Source organism: Stenotrophomonas sp. B1-1, assembly GCF_010894375.1.
Taxonomy (GTDB): Bacteria; Pseudomonadota; Gammaproteobacteria; order Xanthomonadales; family Xanthomonadaceae; genus Stenotrophomonas.
The window spans coordinates 42,230-64,834 of record NZ_JAAIUZ010000004.1; the positions used below are offsets into that span (position 1 = coordinate 42,230).

General features: G+C 67.1%; 19 protein-coding genes. 11 read left to right on the forward strand and 8 right to left on the reverse strand.

Annotated features, from left to right (window positions below; all coding sequences use genetic code 11):
- The first annotated feature begins 109 nt into the window (after window positions 1-109).
- A complete protein-coding gene (locus G4G00_RS02235; RefSeq protein ID WP_108748666.1) occupies window positions 110-1,501 on the forward strand; it encodes a 3-deoxy-7-phosphoheptulonate synthase class II in 1,392 nt (463 codons plus the stop codon).
- A gap of 572 nt (window positions 1,502-2,073) precedes the next feature.
- On the forward strand, window positions 2,074-3,216 hold the full coding sequence (locus G4G00_RS02240) for a mechanosensitive ion channel family protein (RefSeq protein WP_108752279.1): 1,143 nt from the start codon (window positions 2,074-2,076) through the stop codon (window positions 3,214-3,216).
- Window positions 3,217-3,255: 39 nt separating this feature from the next.
- Here the strand turns inward: G4G00_RS02240 and G4G00_RS02245 are convergent, their stop codons facing one another.
- From G4G00_RS02245 to typA, 3 genes are read right to left on the reverse strand one after another with little or no spacing between them, the layout of a single operon-like run.
- Entirely contained in the window at window positions 3,256-4,878 is a 1,623-nt protein-coding gene (locus G4G00_RS02245; protein WP_108752280.1) for an amidase, read from the reverse strand.
- 41 nt (window positions 4,879-4,919) lie between these two features.
- Complete coding sequence (locus G4G00_RS02250; RefSeq protein ID WP_108752281.1) at window positions 4,920-5,387, reverse strand: DUF2127 domain-containing protein; 468 nt, start codon at window positions 5,385-5,387, stop codon at window positions 4,920-4,922.
- Window positions 5,388-5,398: 11 nt separating this feature from the next.
- Window positions 5,399-7,246 carry a translational GTPase TypA gene (gene typA / locus G4G00_RS02255; protein ID WP_108748670.1) on the reverse strand — a complete coding sequence of 616 codons (1,848 nt, stop codon included), beginning with the start codon at window positions 7,244-7,246 and terminating at the stop codon, window positions 5,399-5,401.
- Between the two features lie 221 nt (window positions 7,247-7,467).
- Here typA and G4G00_RS02260 point away from each other — a divergent pair, with 221 nt between their 5' ends.
- From G4G00_RS02260 to G4G00_RS02285, 6 genes are all read left to right on the forward strand, one after another.
- Complete coding sequence (locus G4G00_RS02260) at window positions 7,468-7,962, forward strand: peptidylprolyl isomerase (protein WP_108748671.1); 495 nt, start codon at window positions 7,468-7,470, stop codon at window positions 7,960-7,962.
- 118 nt (window positions 7,963-8,080) lie between these two features.
- Window positions 8,081-9,067 carry a malate dehydrogenase gene (locus G4G00_RS02265; protein WP_108748672.1) on the forward strand — a complete coding sequence of 329 codons (987 nt, stop codon included), beginning with the start codon at window positions 8,081-8,083 and terminating at the stop codon, window positions 9,065-9,067.
- Window positions 9,068-9,143: 76 nt separating this feature from the next.
- Window positions 9,144-9,758 carry an RluA family pseudouridine synthase gene (locus tag G4G00_RS02270; protein WP_164270966.1) on the forward strand — a complete coding sequence of 205 codons (615 nt, stop codon included), beginning with the start codon at window positions 9,144-9,146 and terminating at the stop codon, window positions 9,756-9,758.
- A gap of 573 nt (window positions 9,759-10,331) precedes the next feature.
- Window positions 10,332-12,212 (forward strand): propionate--CoA ligase, encoded by a 1,881-nt coding sequence (gene prpE / locus G4G00_RS02275; protein ID WP_164270968.1) that lies wholly within the window; start codon window positions 10,332-10,334, stop codon window positions 12,210-12,212.
- A 228-nt stretch (window positions 12,213-12,440) separates the two neighbouring features.
- Window positions 12,441-12,944, forward strand: a complete 504-nt coding sequence (locus tag G4G00_RS02280; protein WP_108752284.1) for a hypothetical protein — start codon at window positions 12,441-12,443, stop codon at window positions 12,942-12,944.
- 43 nt (window positions 12,945-12,987) lie between these two features.
- A complete protein-coding gene (locus G4G00_RS02285) occupies window positions 12,988-14,043 on the forward strand; it encodes a suppressor of fused domain protein (protein ID WP_164271145.1) in 1,056 nt (351 codons plus the stop codon).
- Window positions 14,044-14,110: 67 nt separating this feature from the next.
- On the opposite strand, the gene G4G00_RS02290 is transcribed toward G4G00_RS02285, so the two are convergent.
- The 5 genes from G4G00_RS02290 to G4G00_RS02310 all read right to left on the reverse strand — a co-directional run bounded on the left by G4G00_RS02290 (window position 14,111) and on the right by G4G00_RS02310 (window position 19,541).
- Window positions 14,111-14,722: a glutathione S-transferase N-terminal domain-containing protein gene (locus G4G00_RS02290; RefSeq protein WP_108752286.1), complete on the reverse strand. Its 612-nt coding sequence runs from the start codon at window positions 14,720-14,722 to the stop codon at window positions 14,111-14,113.
- An 86-nt stretch (window positions 14,723-14,808) separates the two neighbouring features.
- Window positions 14,809-15,267, reverse strand: a complete 459-nt coding sequence (locus G4G00_RS02295; protein WP_108748678.1) for a cell wall hydrolase — start codon at window positions 15,265-15,267, stop codon at window positions 14,809-14,811.
- A gap of 301 nt (window positions 15,268-15,568) precedes the next feature.
- The gene (locus G4G00_RS02300) at window positions 15,569-17,599 is read right to left on the reverse strand and encodes an NADPH-dependent 2,4-dienoyl-CoA reductase (protein WP_164270970.1); all 2,031 of its coding nucleotides are present in this window, start codon (window positions 17,597-17,599) and stop codon (window positions 15,569-15,571) included.
- Between the two features lie 79 nt (window positions 17,600-17,678).
- Complete coding sequence (locus G4G00_RS02305; protein ID WP_108752288.1) at window positions 17,679-18,320, reverse strand: hypothetical protein; 642 nt, start codon at window positions 18,318-18,320, stop codon at window positions 17,679-17,681.
- A 204-nt stretch (window positions 18,321-18,524) separates the two neighbouring features.
- The gene (locus tag G4G00_RS02310; RefSeq protein ID WP_108754733.1) at window positions 18,525-19,541 is read right to left on the reverse strand and encodes a zinc-binding alcohol dehydrogenase family protein; all 1,017 of its coding nucleotides are present in this window, start codon (window positions 19,539-19,541) and stop codon (window positions 18,525-18,527) included.
- Between the two features lie 358 nt (window positions 19,542-19,899).
- On the opposite strand from G4G00_RS02310, the gene G4G00_RS02315 reads away from it, so the two are divergent.
- The 3 genes from G4G00_RS02315 (at window position 19,900) to G4G00_RS02325 (ending at window position 22,549) form a co-directional block, all read left to right on the forward strand.
- Entirely contained in the window at window positions 19,900-20,991 is a 1,092-nt protein-coding gene (locus G4G00_RS02315; RefSeq protein ID WP_108752289.1) for an OmpA family protein, read from the forward strand.
- Between the two features lie 218 nt (window positions 20,992-21,209).
- Entirely contained in the window at window positions 21,210-21,719 is a 510-nt protein-coding gene (locus G4G00_RS02320; RefSeq protein ID WP_164270972.1) for a hypothetical protein, read from the forward strand.
- A gap of 20 nt (window positions 21,720-21,739) precedes the next feature.
- Window positions 21,740-22,549 carry a pseudouridine synthase gene (locus G4G00_RS02325; protein ID WP_108752291.1) on the forward strand — a complete coding sequence of 270 codons (810 nt, stop codon included), beginning with the start codon at window positions 21,740-21,742 and terminating at the stop codon, window positions 22,547-22,549.
- Window positions 22,550-22,605 lie beyond the last annotated feature (56 nt).

Sequence of the window (22,605 nt, forward strand, 5' to 3'; positions counted from 1 at the left end):
GCATGCGCTTTCTGCGCCGTTCAGCTGGCCGGCCCGGGCCTGGTGCTTTGCGTCAGCCGCGCCCTCTGCGACCATGAACGTCCCCCTCCTGTTCCTCCGGATGTCCGCAATGAGCCTGTCCGCCGTTCCGCCTGCCGCTGACCCTGCCACCGCCGCCGTGGGCGCTGCCTGGTCGCCGGAAAGCTGGCGCGGCAAGACCGCGCTGCAGATGCCGACCTACCCGGACCCGGTGGCGCTGGATGCCGCCCTGCACGAACTCAAGCGCCTGCCGCCGCTGGTGACGTCCTGGGAGATCCTGGCGTTGAAGCAGCAGCTGGCCGACGCGCAGGAAGGCAAGCGCTTCCTGCTGCAGGGTGGCGATTGCGCCGAGAACTTCAGCGACTGCGAATCAGGCACGATTTCCAACCGGCTGAAGGTGCTGCTGCAGATGAGCCTGGTGCTGGTGCACGGCCTGCGCCAGCCGGTGATCCGCGTGGGGCGCTTTGCCGGCCAGTACGCCAAGCCGCGCTCGGCCGACACCGAGACCCGTGACGGCGTGACCCTGCCCAGCTACCGCGGCGATGTGATCAACGCGCCGGCCTTCACCGAAGCGGCGCGGCTGCCGGACCCGAAGCGGATGCTGCAGGCCCACGCGCATTCGGCGATGACGATGAACTTCGTGCGTGCGCTGATCGATGGTGGCTTCGCCGATCTGCACCACCCCGAGTACTGGAACCTGGACTGGGTGCGGCATTCGCCGTTGGCTGCCGAGTACCAGAAGATGGTGGCCTCGATCGGCGACGCCGTGCACTTCATGGAAACCCTGGCCGGGGCCCGCGTGCACAACCTCAACCGCATTGATTTCTACACCTCGCACGAAGCGCTGCTGCTGCCCTACGAGCAGGCGCTGACCCGGCAGGTGCCGCGCCAGCAGGGCTGGTTGAACCTGAGCACGCACTACCCGTGGATCGGCATGCGCACGGCGGCGCTGGACGGCGCGCACGTGGAATACCTGCGCGGGGTGCGCAATCCGATCGCGATCAAGGTGGGCCCGTCGGTGCAGCCGGACCAGTTGCTGCGCCTGATCGATGTGCTGAACCCCGAGGACGAACCGGGCCGCCTGAGCTTCATCCACCGCATGGGCGCGGCGCAGATTGCGGAGAAGCTGCCGCCGCTGCTGGATGCGGTGAAGCGCGATGGCCGTCGCGTGCTGTGGGTGTGCGATGCCATGCACGGCAATACCGAAAGCACGGCCAATGGCTTCAAGACGCGCCGCTTCGACAATGTGCGCAGCGAAGTGGAACTGTCCTTCGATCTGCATGCGGCGGCGGGCACGCGGCTGGGCGGTGTGCACCTGGAGCTGACCGGTGAGGATGTGACCGAATGCACCGGCGGTGCGCGTGAACTGACCGAGCGCGATCTGGAGCGCGCCTACCGCTCGACGGTGGACCCGCGCCTGAACTACGAACAATCGCTGGAAATTGCGATGGCGATCGTGCGCAAGCAGGAACAGGCACGGTAAGGGTTTTTTCGGCAGGGCTTGCAGCCCTGCACCTGCCGAATCAACGTCAACGGCAAAAGCGGGTTTTCCGCGAGTGGGCGGAGCGGTGTCGCAGTGCGGGGACGCCGCAAGTACGTCCGTGTAGGCTTGGCCGCCGCATCCATGCGGCGGACACCCCGCACTGCGACACCGCCCCGCCTCTGACAGGTTCACTCGGCTGTTGGCGCGGGGGGCTGTTGGTAGGTGTCGACCTTGGTCGACACGGTTTTTCTGTCAGATCTCGAATGAGTCATCCACGCATGGCGTGGATCTACCAGACCGCGGAAATCTGTCGAAGGCGGGGTGGGTCCGGTTGCGGGGGTATCCGCGCCATGGATGGCGCGGCTAAGCCCCCATGGACGGGTTTACGGCGTCCCCCGCAACCGGACCCACCCCGCCATCCCGCGGAATGCACGCTTTTGACGTTGCTGTTGACGTTGACGTTGATTCAGCAGGTGCAGGGCCGCAGGCCCTGCATCAAACCCCACCCGCTAACGTGATGCTCATGCCGCCTGCGCGACCCTGTGGGTTCATGCAATGCGCGAGGGGCTGCGGTGGGCTGGCAACATGTGCAGGACTATCTGTGGCCGATCGGTGCGGCACTGCTGCTCGGCGGCCTGGCCGCGTGGGGCGTGCTGGCCCTGTATCGCCGCCTGCGCGGGCGCGACCGGCGGCGCGCGCGCATCGGTCGGGTGATCGGGCCGCCGCTGGCGATGGCGTTGCCGCTGTTGCTGCTGGTGCCCGCGCTGCAGGCCACGCCATTGCCCGAGCGCATGCTGGACCAGGTCCTGCGTGGCGTGCATATCGGCCTGACGGCCTGCTTCATCTGGCTGCTGGTACGCGGCGTGGCGGCCGGCGAGCGCGCGATCCTGCGCAGCCATCCCATCGATGTGTCCGACAATCTGGAAGCGCGCCGCATCCAGACCCAGACGCGCGTACTCAGTCGCGTGTTGATGGGCGGCATCATCGTGCTCGGCGCGTCGCTGGTGCTGCTCACTTTCCCGATGGTGCAGAAGATCGGCACCGCGCTGCTGGCGTCGGCGGGCTTGATCGGTCTGGTTGCGGGCATCGCGGCCAAGCCGGTGTTCGGCAACCTGATTGCCGGCCTGCAGATTGCCCTCACCCAGCCGATCCGGCTGGATGACGTGGTGATCGTGGAAGGTGAGTGGGGCCGCATCGAAGAGATCGGCAGCAGCTACGTGGTGGTGCGCATCTGGGACGAGCGGCGCATGGTGGTGCCGTTGACCTGGTTCATCGAGCACCCGTTCCAGAACTGGACGCGACGCAGCGCCGATCTGCTCGGCACGGCCTTCCTGTGGCTGGACTATCGCGCGCCGATCGCGGCGATCCGTACCGAGCTGGAGCGCATCTGTCGCGGCGAGGCGCTGTGGGATGGCCGTGTCTGCGTGACCCAGGTGACCGAGACCAGCGAACGGGCGATCCAGGTGCGTCTGCTGGTCAGTGCGCGCAATTCCGGCGACGCGTTCGATCTGCGCTGCCTGGTGCGCGAGCGCATGCTGGATTTCCTGGCCCGTGAACACCCGCAGGCGCTGCCGCAGGTGCGCGCACGGCTGCACCAGGATGATGAGATGGACATGCCGCGTGGGCCACGCGCGCGTACCGCCGATGTGCGTTCGCCCGGTGCCGAGGATGGCGAGGCCGCCATCGTGCCGGTGGAATCGCTGCCGGACCGGTAGCGCCGGGCCATGCCCAACGCGCGCAGCGGCATGGCGCGATCAGGGATCGCCGGTGTCGATCAGGGCATCGGTATCGAAGTGCGGCGGCCTGCGCGCGCGGGTGCGCTGTTCGTAGGCATAGCCCATTTCGATCAGTTTGGGTTCGCTCCACGCGGTGCCCATGAACAGCAGGCCCGCCGGCAGGCCATCGATCTGCCCCATCGGCACGGTCAGGCTGGGGTAGCCGGCCACGGCGGCCACGCTGTAGCTCTCGCCAGGGAAATCGTCGCCGCGGCTGCGCAGCGGCCAGGCGGTGCCGGTGGTGGGCGCGACCAGCGCGTCCAACTGTTGTGCCGCCAATGCCGCATCGATGCCTTCCGGGCCCGCCAGGCGCCGGGCATCGCTGCGCGCGCGGATGTAGGCGGGGTCGGACAGGCCCGGGGTCGCGTTGGCTTCCTCCAGCAGCGATTGGCCGAAGCGGCCCAGTTCCTGCCCGCGGTTGGCCTGGTTGAAGGCGATCAGTTCGGACAGGCTGCGCAGCGGGGCGTGGTAGGTGGCGAAGTAGCGCTCCAGCCCGGCCTTGAACTCGTACAGCAGCACCAGGCGCTCGGCGTCGGCCCAGGCGCCGGCGTTGGGCAGTTGCACCGGCACCACCACGGCGCCGGCGCGGCGCAGTTCGGCCGCCGCGTGCTGCATCAGCGGGGCCATGCCGGGGTACTGCGACAGCGGTGTCTGCAGCAGCCCGATGCGCTTGCCGCGCAGGCCGTCCGGGTCCAGCCGGGCGGTGTAGTCGTAGACCGCCCGGCCGGGCATGGTGGCGGTGGCCGGATCGGCCGCATCGCGACCGGCAATGGCGGTCAGCACGGCGGCCGCATCGGCCACGCTGCGGGTCATCGGTCCGGCCGTGTCCTGGCTGAAGCTGATCGGGATGATGCCCTCGCGGCTGACCAGGCCGACGGTGGGCTTCAGCCCGACCACGCCATTGATCGCGGCCGGGCAGACGATGCTGCCGTCGGTTTCGGTGCCGATGGCAACGCTGCCCAGGTTGGCGGCCACGGCCACCGCACTGCCGCTGCTGGAACCGCAGGGGGAATGGCTGAGCCGGTAGGGGTTGCGGGTCTGGCCGCCGCGTGCGCTCCAGCCGGACACCGAGTTGGCATCGCGGAAGTTCGCCCATTCGCTCAGGTTGGTCTTGCCCAGCACCACGGCGCCGGCTTCGCGCAGGCGCCGCACCAAATAGGCATCGCCCGGGCGGAAGCCCTGCAGGGCCAGTGAGCCGGCGCTGGTGGCCATGGGCGCGGCGTTGATGTTGTCCTTCAGCAGCACCGGGATGCCGTGCAGGGGGCCGCGCAGGCGCCCGCTGCGGCGTTCGCGGTCACGCTCGCCGGCTTCCTTCAAGGCATCGGGATTGAGCTCGATGACCGCACGCAGGCGCGGCCCGGCGCGGTCCAGCGCGGCGATGCGCTGCAGGTAGGCACCGGTAAGGGTGACGCTGTCCAGTTCGCCCGACACCATGCGCGCCTGCAGGTCGGCCACATCGGTTTCGGCGTAGGGGAAGGGGGCGCTGCTGGCCGCAGGTTCGGCGGCATGGGCGCTGGGCGCGGGCGCGCTGCAGCCTGCACTGGACAGGGCCGCCAGGACGAGGATCAGACAGCTGGGCAGGGTCGGCAGGGACAGGCGCATGGCTGGGCGTGCGAGGCTCCGGCGGCCAGTCTAGCCGCTGCTCAGCGCTTGCGCTTGCGCAAGTCGCGCGCCAGCACGTAGACGACCACCAGGTTGATGGCCAGTACGCTGCCCGAGGCCCAGCCCGGGTGGCGGATGATCGCGTAGATATCGAAGGGCAGGTAGATGGAGGCGGTCAGGCAGCCCAGCCACGAGGCCCAGGCCTTGGCCTTCCACAGGCCCCAGGCTTCGACCAGGTGCAGCAGGCCGTAGCCGATCATCGCCGCCGCGGCCAGATGCACCGCGTCGGGACTGATCATGTTCAACAGCGAGGGCAGGGTGCCGTGATCCGGGTCCAGACTGAAACGCCGGATCAGGGCATTGACCCCGTCGCGAAGCGGCTGCGGACCGAGCATTTCCAGCCCGGTCGCGGCCAACAACGCCAGCATCGCCTTGCTCGCTTCGAGCAGGGCGATGACATGGAGACCCGGATGCCGATGCGGATCCGGGTTGTAGCCGTTCTGGCTCACGGTCTGCTGGCTCAGCCGCCGCGCGAAGCCTTCTTGCGGTCGCTTTCGGTCAGGAACTTCTTGCGCAGACGGATCTCCTTCGGGGTGATCTCGACCAGCTCGTCGTCTTCGATGAAGTCCAGGGCCTGTTCCAGCGAGTACTTGATCGCCGGGGTCAGCTGGATCGCATCGTCCTTGCCCGAAGCGCGCATGTTGGTCAGCGGCTTGGTCTTGATGGCGTTGACGGTCAGGTCGTTGTCCTTGGAGTGGATACCGACCAGCTGACCTTCATACACGTTGTCGCCTTCAGCAGCGAAGAGCTTGCCGCGTTCCTGCAGCGGGCCCAGCGAGTAGGCGGGGGTGACGCCCGGCGCATTGGCGATCATCACGCCGTTGATGCGCTTGGCGATGGCGCCCTGTTCCTTCGGACCGTAGTGGTCGAACACGTGGAACAGCAGGCCCGAACCCTGGGTGAGGGTCTTGAATTCGTTCTGGAAGCCGATCAGGCCACGGGCCGGGATCGAGTATTCCAGGCGCACGCGGCCCTTGCCGTCCGGCTCCATGTTCTTCAGCTGGCCCTTGCGGGTGCCCAGCTTTTCCATCACGCCGCCCTGGTGCACTTCTTCGATGTCCACCACCAGCTGCTCGATCGGCTCCATCATCTGGCCGTCGATTTCCTTGATGATCACTTCCGGGCGCGACACGGCCAGCTCGTAGCCTTCGCGACGCATGTTCTCGATCAGCACCGACAGGTGCAGTTCGCCACGGCCGGAGACCAGGAACTTGTCGGCGTCTTCCAGCTGTTCGACCTTCAGGGCCACGTTGTGGACCTTTTCACGGTCCAGGCGGTCCTTGATCTGGCGGCTGGTCAGGAACTTGCCACCGGACAGATCCTTGTTGCCGGCGAACGGCGAGTTGTTCACCTGGAAGGTCATCGAGATGGTCGGCTCGTCGACGGTCAGGGCCGGCAGCGCTTCCGGGGTGTCCGGGTGGCACAGGGTGTCGGAGATGGTCAGCTCCGGAATACCGGAGATGGCGACGATGTCACCGGCTTCGGCAGTGTCCTGCTCGATGCGCTCCAGGCCCAGGAAGCCCAGCACCTGCGCGACCTTGCCGTTGCGCTTCTTGCCCTCACGGTCGATGACCGCGACCTGCATGTTCTTCTTCAGGGTGCCGCGCTGGATGCGGCCGATGCCGATGACGCCCACGAAGTTGTTGTAGTCCAGCTGGCTGATGCGCATCTGGAAGGCGCCTTCCGGATCGACTTCCGGCTTCGGCGCGTGCTGCATGATCGCTTCGTACAGCGGGGTCATGTCGCCGTCGCGCACGGTGTCTTCCAGGCCGGCATAGCCGTTCAGGGCCGAGGCGTAGACGATCGGGAAGTCCAGCTGCTCGTTGGTGGCACCCAGCTTGTCGAACAGGTCGAAGACCTGGTCGATCACCCACTCCGGACGCGAGCCCGGGCGGTCAACCTTGTTGACCACCACGATCGGCTTGAAGCCCATCGCGAAGGCCTTCTGGGTAACGAAGCGGGTCTGCGGCATCGGGCCGTCCATCGCGTCGACCAGGATCAGCACGGTGTCGACCATCGACAGCACGCGCTCGACCTCGCCGCCGAAGTCGGCGTGCCCCGGGGTGTCGACGATGTTGATCCGGTTCTTGATACCGGTCTTCTTGTCTTCCCAGGTGATGGCCGTGTTCTTGGCCAGGATGGTGATGCCGCGTTCCTTTTCCTGGTCGTTGCTGTCCATCACGCGCTCGGCGAGGACGGTGCGCTCGGACAGGGTGCCGGACTGCTTCAGCAGCTGGTCGACCAGGGTGGTCTTGCCATGGTCGACGTGGGCGACGATGGCGATGTTGCGAAGATTTTCGATGGACATGCGAAAGGGGGCCAGTCGGCGCCGGATTTGGAAAAAGAAGTCCAACATTATACGTCTAACTTGACGCTTGGCGAAAACCCATGTTGCAGGACCGCCCCAGCCCCATTCAGCTGGGGCCTGAACGGGGGGCCGCGGCTGCGCCGATGGTCGAAGCCGCCAGCGCCACGGGGCGGGTGTAAACTAGGTGGCTAGACGCGTTCCCCTTTGCATCAAGGATCTTCATGTCCCTCATCGCCACTTTCGACACCACCCAGGGCCCGATCAAGGTCGAGCTGTTCGCCGACAAGGCGCCGCTGACCGTGGCCAACTTCGTGAACCTGGTCAAGCAGGGCTTCTATGACGGCCTGATCTTCCACCGCGTGATCGCCGACTTCATGATCCAGGGCGGCTGCCCGCAGGGTCGTGGCACCGGCGGCCCGGGCTACAAGTTCGAAGACGAAACCAACAACGGCGTGAAGCACGAGGTCGGCTCGCTGTCGATGGCCAATGCCGGCCCGAACACCAACGGCAGCCAGTTCTTCATCACCCACATCAAGACCGATTGGCTGGACGGCCGCCACACCGTGTTCGGCAAGGTGCTGGAAGGCCAGGCCATCGTGGATTCGGTCAAGCAGGGCGACGTGATCCATTCGATCACCCTGGAAGGCGATGTCGACGCCGCGCTGGCCGCCAAGGCTGATCGCGTGGCCGAGTGGAACAAGATCCTCGCCGCCTGATTCCCCTTTGAAACGGCCACCTACGGGTGGCCGTTTCCACGTTCCCCGCCGCCCGCCAGGCCTGCGTGGCCACGCCCGCGGCGTCCTATCCAACGCTTGCAAGCAAGAGGAAACCCCCATGAAAGCACCCGTTCGTGTTGCCGTGACCGGCGCTGCCGGCCAGATCGGCTACGCCCTGCTGTTCCGCATCGCCTCCGGCGAAATGCTGGGCAAGGACCAGCCGGTCATCCTGCAGCTGCTGGAACTGCCGGTGGACAAGGCCCAGGCCGCCCTGAAGGGCGTGATGATGGAACTGGAAGACTGCGCCTTCCCGCTGCTGGCCGGCATGGTTGGCACTGACGACGCCGAAGTGGCGTTCAAGGACGCGGACATCGCCCTGCTGGTCGGCGCGCGTCCGCGCGGCCCGGGCATGGAGCGCAAGGACCTGCTGCTGGAAAACGCCAAGATCTTCACCGCCCAGGGCGCGGCGCTGAACAAGGTCGCCAGCCGTGACGTGAAGGTGCTGGTGGTCGGCAACCCGGCCAACACCAACGCCTACATCGCCATGAAGTCGGCCCCGGACCTGAAGCCGGAAAACTTCACCGCCATGCTGCGCCTGGACCACAACCGCGCGCTGAGCCAGCTGTCGAACAAGCTGGGCAAGCCGGTTGGCGGCATGGAAAAGCTGGTGGTGTGGGGCAACCACAGCCCGACCATGTACCCGGACTACCGTTTCGCCACCGCCGATGGCGCGTCCATCGCCGATGCGATCAACGACCAGGAATGGAACGCCAACACCTTCATCCCGACCGTGGGCAAGCGCGGCGCGGCCATCATCGAAGCCCGTGGTTCGTCCTCGGCCGCTTCGGCTGCCAACGCCGCCATCGACCACGTGCGTGACTGGGTGCTGGGCAGCAACGGCAAGTGGGTGACCATGGGCGTGCCGTCCGACGGTTCCTATGGCATTCCGGAAGGCGTGATCTTCGGCTTCGCCGTGACCACCGAAAACGGCAAGTACACCCTGGTGAAGGATCTGCCGATCGACGACTTCAGCCAGAAGTACATCGACAAGACCCTGGCCGAGCTGGAAGAAGAGCGCTCCGGCGTGGCCCACCTGCTGGGCTGATACGGGCCTAGCCCGGTACGCAGAAAACGGGGAAGCTTCGGCTTCCCCGTTTTCGTTTGAATGACTACGGACACCGATGATCCACCTGCATTACATCGATGACGCGATGCTGCTGGCCGAGAAGCCGGCCGGCCTGCTGTCCGTGCCGGGCCGCAGCGAGGAAAACCAGGACTGCGTGGTTACACGCCTGCAGACGGTATGCCCGGATGCACTGACCGTGCACCGGCTGGACCAGGTGACGTCGGGCCTGCTGCTGCATGCGCGCGGCAAGGCGATGCAGGCGGCGTTGTCGATGCAGTTCGAGCAACGGCAGGTGGGCAAGCGTTACGAGGCCGTGCTGCAGGGCCTGCTGGCCGACGATGCCGGTGACGTGGACCTGCCGCTGATCGTCGATTGGCCGAACCGGCCGAAGCAGATGGTCGACCACGCGCGCGGCAAGCCGGCGCTGACGCGCTGGCAGGTGTTGGCGCGCGATGTGGAGGCGGGCACTACGCGCGTGGCGTTGGAGCCGGTGACCGGCCGCAGCCATCAGTTGCGCCTGCACATGGCCAGTCTTGGCCATCCCATCGTCGGTGACGTGCTGTATGGCGCCGCGCCGGCGCAGCGGGTGCATCTGCACGCGTGCGCGTTGGCGTTCACGCACCCGGTAACGGGTGCTGCACTGGCATTCGAGTCCGCGGCGCCGTTCTAGGGGCTTCGGCAGGGCTTGCAGCCCTGCACCTGCTGTAGAGTCGAGCCATGCTCGACTGAAGCAACAGCAAAAGCGGGCATTCGGTGGGATGGCGGGGCGGTGTGGGCTTGCAGGACACGCCGTAAACCCGTCCATGGCGCCTGCGGTCCTGCCCACCGACACCGCCCCGCCTCTGACAGATTCCTGTGGCTGTTGGTAGGTGTCGACCTTGGTCGACACATCGGTCAGATATCGAATGAATTCATTCGTGTCGACCAAGGTCGACACCTACCAGAGCAGAACGCGGTACCGACAGATCGCAGGAAACCGTCGAAGGCGGGGTGGGTCCGGTTGCGGAGGTGTCCGCGGCATGGATGCCGCGGCCAAGCCCCCATGGACGGGTTTACGGCGTCCCCCGCAACCGGACCCACCCCGCCATCCCCAGGAAGCCAGCTTTTGACGTTGACGTTGACGTCAGCAGGTGCAGGGCTGCAAGCCCTGCAGACCACACCCACCCCCTACCAAGGTAGGGCGGCCCGGCCGCCAGCCCGGCACTATGCTCGAAGCCATGACTTTGTCTGGGAGGGCTGCGTCATGAACTACGAAGAAACCTACCGCCGCTCGATCGACGAGCCGGAGGCATTCTGGGGCGAGGAAGCCAGGCGCATCCATTGGCATACGCCGCCAAAGCAGGTGCTCGATTACACCAACCCGCCGTTCCGCCGCTGGTTCGTCGGCGGTGAAACCAATCTCTGCTACAACGCCGTCGATCGCCACCTGGCTGATCGCCCCGACCAGCTGGCGCTGGTGGCGGTGTCCACCGAAACCAATGTCACCCGCGAGATCACTTACCGCCAGCTCCATCGCGAAGTGAATGACTTCGCTGCGGTGCTGCAGCACCTGGGCGTGGGCAAGGGCGACCGGGTGGTGATCTACATGCCCAACATGGCCGAAGCCGTGTTCGCCATGCTGGCCTGCGCGCGCATCGGCGCGGTGCATTCGGTGGTGTTCGGTGGCTTTGCCGCGCACAACCTGGCACTGCGCATCGACGATGCCAAGCCCAGACTGCTGATCGCCGCCGACGCCGGCATGCGCGGTGGCAAGGTCATTCCGTACAAGGGCATGGTCGATGCCGCCTGTGCCGAGGCGGCCAATCCGCCGCCGCATGTGCTGATCGTCTCGCGCGGGCTGGATGCTGCCGAACCGCGCGTGCCGGGGCGCGATGTGGACTACGCCGAACTGCGCGCGCAGGTGGGTGAAGTGGATGTGCCGGTCACCTGGCTTGAATCGAGCGAGCCCAGCTATCTGCTCTACACCTCCGGCACCACCGGCAAGCCCAAGGGCGTGCAGCGCGATGTGGGCGGCTATGCGGTGGCCATGGCGCAGTCGATGGAAACGGTGTTCGACTGCCGTCCGGGCCAGGTGATGTTCTCCACCTCGGACGTGGGCTGGGCCGTCGGCCATTCCTACAACGTGTATGGCCCGCTGATTGGCGGTTGCACGTCACTGCTGTACGAAGGGCTTCCGACCAACCCGGACCCGGGCATCTGGTGGGCGCTGTGCGAGCAGTACGGCGTGCGCACGATGTTTTCCTCGCCTACGGCGATCCGCGTATTGAAGAAGCACGATGCCGACTTCATCCACCGCCATGACCTGGATGCACTGAAGTATCTGTTCCTGGCCGGCGAGCCGTTGGATGAGCCTACCGCGCACTGGATCAACGATGCGCTGGGCAAGCCGATCATCGACAACTACTGGCAGACCGAAACCGGTTGGCCGGCGCTGACCCTGCTGCCTGGGCTGGACATGAAGCCGGTGCGCTTCGGCTCGCCGGGCTTCCCCAACCTCGGTTACCGCATGAAGGTGATCGATGAGAACACGGGTGAAGAAGTCGCCGCTGGGCAGAAGGGCGTGCTGGTGGTCACCCCGCCGTTGCCGCCGGGCTGCATGAGCACGGTGTGGAACGACGATGCGCGTTTCATGCAGAGCTACTTCAGCCACTTCAAGGAACTGCTGTACAGCTCGCTGGACTGGGCGATCCGCGATGACGATGGCTACACCTTCATCCTCGGCCGCACTGACGATGTGATCAACGTGGCCGGCCACCGGCTGGGCACGCGTGAGATCGAGGAAGCCATTTCCGGCCACCCGCGCGTGGCCGAGGCGGCGGTGATCGGGGTGAAGGACGAGCTGAAGGGGCAGGTGCCGCTGGTGTTCGTCACCCTGAAGCAGGGCTTGCAGGGCGATGATCCGGCGCCGGTGGTGGCCGAGATGATGGCCGCCGTTACCGCTTCACTGGGTGCGGTGGCGCGGCCGGCGCACATCCATGTGGTCAACGCGCTGCCCAAGACCCGCTCGGGCAAGCTGCTGCGGCGCTCGCTGCAGGCGCTGGCCGAACAGCGCGATCCGGGCGATCTGTCCACCCTGGACGATCCGGGCGCGTTGGAAGAGATCCGCCGCGCGCTGGGGCGCTGACCGCTGCCCCGGTAGCGTCGAGCTTGCTCGACTGCTTCTGACAGGCCGGTAGCGTCGAGCTTGCCCGACTGCCCAGCCAAGAGCAGTCGAGCGAGCTCGACTCTACCGGGCGATCAGGGGCAGTCGAGCGAGCTCGACTCTACCTCCCCCGGAACATGCGCTAAGCTCGGCCTTGGGGAGCGCGCCCCGCAGGGCGCGCAGATACGGCGCACCAGGCAAGGGGGATGCATGGCATTGCTGCATGGCAAGACGGCCGCTGGCCGCCAGGAAATCGAAGACCGCGGCCGGCGCTTGCCGGCGGCGCTGCGTTCGCTGCTGCTGATGGTCGACGGGCAACGCAACGACACTGAACTGCAGGCGCTGTTCGAAGGCCTGCGTGCGCCACCGGATGCGCTGCAGCAGCTCAGCGCGATGGGCCTGATCGAGGTGGTCGGCGGCGCCGCCGACGTGGTGCCCACGCGCGGCATCAGCAGTGGGCGCGAACAGGATCCGGCGCTCTACCAGCAGCTGTATGACGCAATGAGCGAGGCGGTGCGCCGCCATCTGGGCCTGAAGGGCTACTTCCTGCAACTGAAGATCGAGCGCTGCAAGGATGCGCTGGCACTGGAGCGGCTGTGCCCAGAACTGCTTGCGGCCGTGGGCAGTGCGCGCAGCCCGGCACTGGCCCAGCGCTGGTGGCAGGAAACCCAGGCGCGCCTGGCCACCACCGTCGCCGGGGTCGTGCCCGGCTGATGCAGGGCGTACAGTGGCCTGCTCTTTCCACTGGAAGCGCCACGTGCAGGACGACATCGACGACACCGATACCCCCGGCTGGGATGCGATCAATGCGGCCCTGGCGCCGCTGTATGCCGGGCAGACGCCGCAGCATTTCGGCACGGCACTGCCCTATACGCTGGGCGGCCAGGATCCGCTGGATGGCATCAGCGTGTACTGGGCCGATGCGCCGCAACCGCATTGGCACTACGTGACCTACGGCTTTTCCGAGCTGTATGCGAAGGAAAGCAGCGATGCGCAGGTCAGTGGCTATGGGTTCGAGCTGACCTTCCGCCTGGCCGCCAGTGCCGGTGAAAGCGCCGGCAGCACCCCGCCGGTGTGGCCGATGAACCTGCTGCAGAACCTGGCCCGCTATGTGTTCGGCAGCGGCAACGTGTTCGAGGATGGCCACCATCTGAATGCCAACGGCCCGATCGCGCTGGAGACCGACACCCGCCTGTGCCACCTGGCCTTCGTGGCCGACCCGCAGCTGCCGCCGCGCGACACCACCAACGGTCACCTGCAGTTCCTGCAGCTGGTTGGCTTGACCGACGAGGAAATGGAAGCGATCAAGCGCTGGTCGACCCGCGGCGTGCTGCAGGTGCTGCAGCCGGCGATGCCGCTGTGGATCAGCGATCTGCACCGCGGCAACCTGCTGGATGATCCGGTGCTGGCCGCGCAGGTGCAGGAAGGCAGCCAGCGCGAAGGGTCGACTACCGGCATGCTGTTCGTCGAGACGCTGCACTGGCGCCAGCAGGACGGCGTGACCACGCTGGTGCTCGGCGCGGGCCAGGTGCACAGCGTTGCCGAACTGCTGGGCCTTCGCCTGCGCCACGGCAAGCCGCTGGAACTGGTCAGTGGTGAACGGCAGTGGACGTTCGCCCCGGGCGGGGCAGAGGCTGCCAGCGGGATCGACGATGACAGCGCGTACTGGGTGCTGGACGAGGCCGGCCTGCAGGCGGCTGCGGCGCTTCCGGCGCAGCGCGGGGTGTACCCGCTGGATGCGGCGCTGCAGATCGAGGTGGTGCCGACCCAGCTGCGCGACGGCAAGGGCAACGTGATCCGCGAGATCGGTTGAGCGTAGCGGTGAAGCCGATGGGGTCGGAGCCGCCTGCTGCGCAGGCGGATCCGACCCCGCACTGGCATCAGGCCAGGCCTTCGGCCTTCAGCACGGCCTGCACGCCGGCGTCGGCGTCCATGCGCGCCTTGTAGGCGGCCAGGTTGTCCAGACCGGACAGGTCCACCTTGGTGCCGGCTGCCCAGCGCAGGGTGATGTAGAAGTACGGGTCGGCGAAGCTGCGGAAACCGGCCAGCCAGGGCTTGTCGGCCAGCTGCTTGTCGGCGGTTTCGAACAGCGCGCGCAGGCGCTTGTGGGCGGCGGCACGGACCGCATCGTACTGGCCTTCGTCGGCAATGAACTTGCCCGGCGCGAACAGCGGCGAGAACGCCGGGTGCACGTCGGAATTGACGAAGGACAGCCAGCGGGCTGCTTCGGCGCGCTGGCGCGGGCTGCCATCGCCGCCCAGGCCGGCCTGCGGGAAGCTGTCGGCGATGTAGCCCATGATGGCGGCGTTCTGCACCAGCACGAAGTCGCCATCGACCAGCGCCGGGACGGCGCCTGCCGGATTGATCTTCAGGAATTCCGGACCCTTCAGGGTGTCCTTGTTCAGCAGTTCCACTTCGAACGGCTGGCCGGTCCACTGCAGGGCGATGTGGTCGGCGGTGGAGCAGGCACCGGGCTTGCTGTACAGCTTCATGGGAACTCCAGGGTAGGGCGTGGTGGAAACACCCACTATCCCAGAGCCCCGGCAGCGGCGGCAACGCTGCCGCCGGCAACAGATCGTTACGACTGGCGAGGCTTGAGGTTCTGCACCTTATAGAAGGTGTGATCGCCGATGGTGGCCACCTGGTAGGCGTTGCGCCAGTTCGGGCTGGCAATGGCCAGTGCGGCGAAGTGGCTGGCGCCGGGCACGATCTCGCGGCGTTCGCCGGCCGGCAGCGCCCAGTTGCGCTCGGCGTCGAAGGCCACGTTCATGGCTTCACTCCAGGCGGCATCGTTGCCCAGCTGGGTGCCGGGCGATACCAGGGTGGGCGCGAACTGCTTGCGCGCGGTCACCACCTGGCACATCGAATCGCCCCACAGCCCGCTGTCGAGGCGGCGCAGGGCCACTTCGGCCACGGCCTGCTGGCCGCGCAGGGTCTGGTCGCGGGCTTCCAGGTAAACGGTGGTGCTCAAACACAGCGAATCAGCCGCCGGCTGCGGCAACAACTGCGACAGCCAGAGAATCCAGGCCAGTTTCATATGACTCCTTGCTCCGTATGGGCCGCACCGCGCGGTTCCGGCTGCGGGGGCCGGCCGGGGGGCTGGTACGACTTGGCGTGATGGGGAGGCGGCCATCGGGGCCGCCCCGTGGGCGGCCTCCAAAACATTGATCACGAACCGATCAGGGAGGACCGCACCGGCTCACCGGAAACTGGCTGGTGAGCGGAAAGATGGCGCAAGGTAGGGGGCTGTTACCGAACGCTTCCTGAATCGCTCGGCTTGACATTCAGCTTCGGGGGCGGTGACGGAAATCACATTTGCGCCCCCATTCATCTACAAATCAGAGCGCGGCGGCGACGCGACTGCCCTGATTGATCGCGCGTTTTGCATCCAGTTCTGCCGCCACGTCGGCACCGCCGATCAGCTGCGCGGTGATGCCCGCAGCGTCCAGTTCGGCCTGCAACGCGCGCTGCGGTTCCTGCCCGGCGCAGATCACCACGTGGTCCACCGGCAACAGCTGTTCGCTGCCGTCCACGCGGATGCGCAGGCCGGCATCGTCCACGCCCAGGTACTCCACGCCACCGAGCATGCGCACGCCCTTGGCCTTCAGCGTGGCGCGGTGGATCCAGCCGGTGGTCTTGCCCAGGCGGGCACCGGGCTTGCCGGGGCTGCGCTGCAGCAGCCACAGCCGCCGCGGCGAGGCTTCCACCACGGGCGTGGCCAGCGCGCCGCGCGCCTCGAAGCGGGCGTCCACGCCCCATTCGGCCATCCAGCGCTGCGGGTCCAGCGCAGGTGAGGGACCGTCATGGCTGAGGAATTCGCCCACGTCGAAGCCGATACCGCCGGCGCCGATGATCGCCGCGCTGGCGCCCACCTGCACCCGGCCCAGCAGCACGTCCAGGTAGTTCACCACCTTGGGGTGGTCGGCACCGGGGAAATCGACCCGGCGCGGCACGATGCCGGTGGCCAGCACCACGTGGTCGAAGCCGGCCAGCGCGGTGGCGTCGGCGCGGGTGCCCAGGCGTACGTCCACCCCGGTTTCGGCCAGCTTGTGGCGGAAGTAGCGCAGGGTCTCGTGGAACTCTTCCTTGCCGGGAATGCGCTTGGCCACGTTGAACTGGCCGCCGATCTCATCGCCGGCATCGAACAGGGTGACCTGGTGGCCACGCTCGGCGGCCACCGTGGCACAAGCCAGCCCGGCCGGCCCGGCGCCGACCACGGCGATCTTCTTCGGCGCAGCGGTGGGGCGGTAGACCAGTTCGGTTTCGTGCGCGGCGCGCGGGTTCACCAGGCAACTGGCCAGCTTGTTTTCGAACACATGGTCCAGGCAGGCCTGGTTGCAGGCAATGCAGGTATTGATGGCCTCCGGGCGGCCGGCGCGCGCCTTGTTCGTCCACTGCGAGTCGGCCAGCAGCGGGCGGGCCAGCGACACCATGTCGGCGCCGCCACTGGCCAGGATGCGCTCGGCAACGTCGGGCATGTTGATGCGGTTGGTGGCCACCAGCGGCACCTTCACGTGCGGCTTCAGCTTGGCGGTGACCCCGGCGAACGCGGCGCGCGGCACCGACGTGGCGATGGTGGGAATGCGCGCCTCATGCCAGCCGATGCCGGAATTGATGATCGTCGCGCCGGCGGCCTCGATGGCCTGGGCCTGCTGCACGATCTCTTCCCAGTTGCTGCCGTTGTCCACCAGGTCCACCAGCGACAGGCGGTAGATGATGATGAAATCCGGCCCGCAGGCCTCGCGGATGCGGCGCACGATTTCCACCGCAAAGCGCATGCGCTGGCTGGCATCGCCGCCCCAGCGGTCGCTGCGGGTGTTGGTGCGTGGGGCGATGAACTCGTTGATGAGGTAGCCCTCCGAACCCATCACTTCCACGCCGTCGTAGCCGGCCTCGCGGGCCAGCCGGGCGCTGCGCGCGTAATCGGCGATATGGCGCTCCACGCCGCTGGCCGACAGCGCGCGCGGGGTGAACGGGTTGATCGGTGCCTTCAGCTTCGAAGGTGCCACCGACAGGGGATGGTAGGCATAGCGCCCGGCATGCAGCAGCTGCAGGCAGATCTTCGCGCCGTGCTGGTGTGCGGCGGCGGTGAGCTGGCGGTGCGGGCGCACTTCCCAGGGCCAGGACAGCTTGCCGCCGAACGGCTTCAGCCAGCCGACCACGTTGGGCGCGAAGCCGCCGGTGACGATCAGGCCCACGCCGCCCTCGGCACGCTCGGCGAAGTAGGCGGCCAGGCGCGGGAAGTCACGGGCGCGGTCTTCCAGGCCGGTGTGCATCGAGCCCATCAGAACCCGGTTGCGCAGCTGGGTGAAGCCCAGGTCCAGCGGGGCGAACAGATTCGGGTAGGCGGTTTCGTTGGCTGGCGACATGTCGATACGCTTGCGTACGGAAGCGCGAAGCGTGCCGTGAAACGGCGGCCGGGGCAAGGGGCGCCGCGGCCGCGACCGATCACCCCACGCCGCGCTGCGCGCTCGCCGGGCGGGGGGCGGCGCCCGCCGCCGGGGCGCGGCCGATGCCGAACCAGCCCAGGGTGATGCCGCACAACGGCCCGATCAACACGGCGAAGGCCAGTGTGCCCAGGCCGACATCGCCGCCCAGCCACCAGCCCAGCAGCAGTACGCTGCCTTCAATCAGGCTGCGCACCTTCCAGATCGGCCAACCGGTACGGGCGTGCAGGCCGGTCATCAGGCCGTCGCGCGGGCCCGGGCCCAGGCGCGCGCCGATGTACAGCCCGGTGGCCAGGGCGACCAGCAGCAGACCCCCGGTGAACAGCGCAAGCTGCCAGCCCAGCGCGGTGGCCGGCGGCAGCAGCCACAGGCCGATCTGCGCCGAGGGCCCGATCAGCAGCACGTTCAGCACGGTGCCGGCGCCGGGCTTCTGCCGCAGCGGCCACCACAGAAGCAGCACCAGCGCGCCGATGGCGTTGGTGGCCAGACCGAACGACAGCGGCGTCTGCGCGGCGATGCCCTGCGACAGCACATCCCACGGGGCGACGCCGATGCCGGCGCGGATCATCAGGGCAGCACCAAAGCCGTACAGGAACAGGCCGGTGATCAACTGCAGCAGGCGCAGGGGCAGGGCGGTAGGCATGGGGGACTCGGGGATGGGGGAGGGCAACTGTTGCCACCGTAATCCCGAATTCCGCGCTGCAATAGATACAGATGCCGGGCAATCCGCGCACACAGTCGGCGGCATGGGGGTAGAGTCGAGCTTGCTCGACTGTCGTCTCGCGAAGTCGAGCAAGCTCGACTCTACCGGCCTTGTCAGTCGAGCAAGCTCGACTCTACCCGGCCGTTATTCCCAGCCGGACAGCGCCAGCTTGCCGATCGTGCGCCTGCTGGCCAGGCGCTCATGCGCTGCCTCCACGTTGGCGGCGTTGATGCTGCCCACCACTTCACTCAGGGTGCCGCGCAGCTGGCCGGCGTCGATCATGCTGGCTGCACGGTTGAGGATGCGGTGCTGTTCAATCTGGTCGGCGGTCTGGAATCGCGCGCGGGCGAACATGAATTCCCAGTGGATGCCGATGCACTTGGCCTTGTAGGGATCGCCGATGCGCAGCGGCCCGCGTGGCTCGACAATCAGCCCGACGTGGCCCTGCGGCGCCACGATCTGCCCCAGTTCGTCCCAGTAATGGTCGGTGTCAGCCAGGTTCAGGGCCACCTGCACGCTGTCCACGCCCAGCGCCTGCAACTGCGGCTGCAGGGGCTGGCGGTGGTCGATCACATGGGCCGCGCCCATCCGTCGGCACCAGTCCACGGACGCTTCGCGCGACGCTGTCGCAATAACCTCGAAACCGGCGTGCTGGGCCAGTTGGATCGCCATCGAGCCCACACCGCCGGCGCCGCCGATCACCAGCAGGCGTTGCCCGGCATGGCGGCGCCCGTCCAGCTGCAAGGGCATGCGCTGGAACAGCAGCTCCCACGCAGTGAGCGTGGTCAACGGCAGGGCGGCAGCTTCGGCGAAATCCAGCGTGGTGGGCTTGCGCGCCACCAGCCGTTCATCCACCCATTGGTACTGCGCGTTGCAGCCCGGGCGGGTCACGTCGCCGGCGTAATAGACCTCGTCGCCGGAAGCGAACAGGCTGGCCTCTTCACCGATCGCCTCCACCACCCCGGCCGCATCCCAGCCGAGTACCCGGGGCCGGTCGAGCATGGCCCCGGTGGTGGCCGCGCGCTGCTTGCCATCGACCGGGTTGACCGAGATCGCCTGCACCCGCACCAGCAGATCACGCCCCCGCGGAGGCAGGGGCGGAGGCAACTGCACATCCTGCAGCGCAGGCAGAGATTCACGACACAGGGCGACGGCTTTCATCATGACTCCGGCTCGGTTCGTGCGTTCATCATAAGGTTCCTCACCTCGATGGGCGCGCGCTGAATCGTCGCGAGTTTCCCTTTTCCACAGTTGTCACATTGTGTCCTTAATGCCCCTCAAACCCTTGTGCCACGGGGGTATTGCGGATTTTCATGATCCTGTATAGGGTTTCAACGTCGGACCGGTGGCTGGTCGGGTACGACGCTTCACATGTTACGGGACTGTTAACATGACCTTCACCCGCCTGAGCATAATGTTCGCGGCGGTGGCGTGCTGAATCGGCTGTCTGAACATCGACGCAGTAGTGCTGGCCCATGCCTCTACCGGTTTCATACCCCCGAAATAGGAGCTGTACTCAATGAACAAGAAGATCCTTACTGCCGCGCTGCTGGGCGGTCTGGCTTTCGCCCAGGCTGCGTCGGCGCAGGAGTTCGATGACCGCTGGTACCTGACCGGTTCGGCTGGCTTCAACTTCCAGGACAGCGACCGTCTGACCAATGATGCCCCGTTCGTCACCCTGGGTCTGGGCAAGTTCATCAGCCCGAACTGGTCGCTGGACGGTGAGCTGAACTACCAGAACCCGAACTTCGACGCCAACCAGGATCTGAACTGGTCGCAGTACGGCGTGTCGTTCGACCTGCGTCGCCACTTCATCCAGGAAGGCCGCGGCTGGAACCCGTACATCGTCGGTGGCCTGGGCTACCAGAAGTCCGAGGAAGAGTACGCTGCCCTGGACAACAACGGTCCGCGTGAGCGCAAGGACGGCAACCTGTCGGCCAAGCTGGGCGTCGGCCTGCAGACCACCTTCGAAAAGCGCGTTGCTGTCCGCGCCGAAGTGGCCTACCGCGCTGATTTCGACGACCAGAGCGTTGCCGCTCGCGACGAAAGCTGGTTCGGCGACGTGCTGGCTTCGGTCGGCGTCGTGATCCCGCTGGGCCCGGCCCCGGTGGCTGCTGCCCCGGCTCCGGCTCCGGTTGCCCCGAGCTGCGCCGACCTGGACGACGACGGTGACGGCGTCAACAACTGCGACGACAAGTGCCCGAACTCGCAGCCGGGTCAGACCATCGGTCCGGACGGTTGCCCGGTGCCGGTCTCGATCGACCTGAAGGGCGTGAACTTCGACTTCGACAAGTCGAACCTGCGTCCGGACGCTGTGGCCATCCTGTCGGAAGCTTCGGAAATCCTGAAGCGTTACCCGGATCTGCGCGTTGAAGTGGCCGGTCACACCGACTCGAAGGGTACCGACGCTTACAACCAGAAGCTGTCCGAGCGTCGCGCCACCGCGGTGTACAACTACCTGACCCAGAACGGCGTGGACGCTTCGCGTCTGGTCGGCCCGATCGGCTACGGCGAGAGCCGTCCGATTGCTCCGAACACCAACCCGGATGGTTCGGACAACCCGGAAGGTCGCGCCAAGAACCGTCGTACCGAGCTGAACGTCCAGAACTAAGTTCTGACGCTCTGCCAGTAAGACACAGCAGGACCCGGCTTCGGCCGGGTCTTGTTGTTTGTGGAGCCAGGGAATGTGCGGGTACCGCGCAAAGACAACCGTCCATCGGCTTTTTTTCCAGAAAACCAACAAGTTGCCGTATTCATTGAAGGTTCCGCTTGAAAGCTGTGGCGGCATTGCTAAACTCGCCGCGTCACTTCCTTTCGTGGATGCCCCTCATGTTCCGCTCTGCATCGGCCGCCGTTCTGGCGCTGGCCCTGGTTCCCGCTGCCCACGCCGCGGTTGATTGCTCGGTCAACACCAGCGCGTCGCCGCTGCCCCTGCCGGCCACCGCCATCGCGCCGGTGGCCGACGAGCTGTACATCCGCGGCAGCCAGCTGGGCATGTCCGCCGGCGTGCTGGGCAGCAGCTACGATCCGTCGCAGTCGCTGGACCAGGTGCTGCAGCGTCTGCGCATCGATGGCTGCCAGAACATTGCCAAGGCCATTCCGAGTGCGCCGGCGGTGAAGCCGAACGACCCGGCCGCGTACAAGCCGCAGACCGAGTTCGACAACACGCCGTGGCGCTTTGACATGAGCCAGAACGGCAAGCGCATGACCGCCGAAGAGTTCGACGCCTGGATGAAGGCGCGCGGCGTGCGTGTGGTCAAGGCACGCCCGGCACCGGCCGCGGCGCCGGCGGCCGCCACCGAAGCACCGGCTGAAACCAAGCCGGGCGAGAAGAAGTAAGCCGCGCGGGGAGCAGAGGCTTGCGCACGCGCCGCCCACCTGCCACCCCCGCCGCCCGCGCCCACGCACCGCGTGGGCGTGCGAATGCCACTGCGGCACCGGCCGGGGTTCGCCATGGCCTGGCCCGCGTGTTGTCCAAGGCGGGCGTCTGCTCGCGTACCGAAGCCGCGCGCTGGATTGCCGAAGGGCGCGTGCGCGTGTCCGGGCGCATCGTGCGTGACCCCGAATTCCCGATTGCCAGCCCGGCACCGCCGATCGAGGTGGATGGCCAGCCGCTGGCGCCGCCGCAGCGCCTGTACCTGATGTTGAACAAGCCGCGCGGGGTGGTGACCACCGCCCAGGACGAGCGTGGGCGCGACACGGTGTACCGCTGTTTCGATGGTGCAGGCCTGCCGTGGATCGCCCCGGTGGGGCGCCTGGACAAGGCCAGTGAAGGGCTGCTGCTGTTCAGCAACGACCCGCAATGGGCCGCGCGGCTGACCGATCCGCAGACCGGGCCGGACAAGACCTATCACGTGCAGACCGACCGCCTGCCCGACGACGCCACCCTGGCGGCGCTGCAGGCCGGTATTGAAGACGAGGGCGAGTTCCTGGTGGCCCGTGCCGTGCGCGTCCTGCGCAGCGGCGACAAGACCGCGTGGCTGGAGGTGGTGCTCGACGAGGGCCGCAACCGCCATATCCGTCGCCTGTTGGCGGCCTTCGACCTGCAGGTGTTGCGCCTGGTCCGGGTCGCGATCGGCGGGCTGGTGCTTGGCGATCTCGGCAAGGGGCAATGGCGGGAGCTGCAGGTCAGCGACCAGCAGCAGCTTGTGGCTGCTGCACCGGGCTGAAGTCCGGCCCACGGCTGGCCGCGGCCAGCCACCGTTCCAGGCGTAGGGGGCGCCTG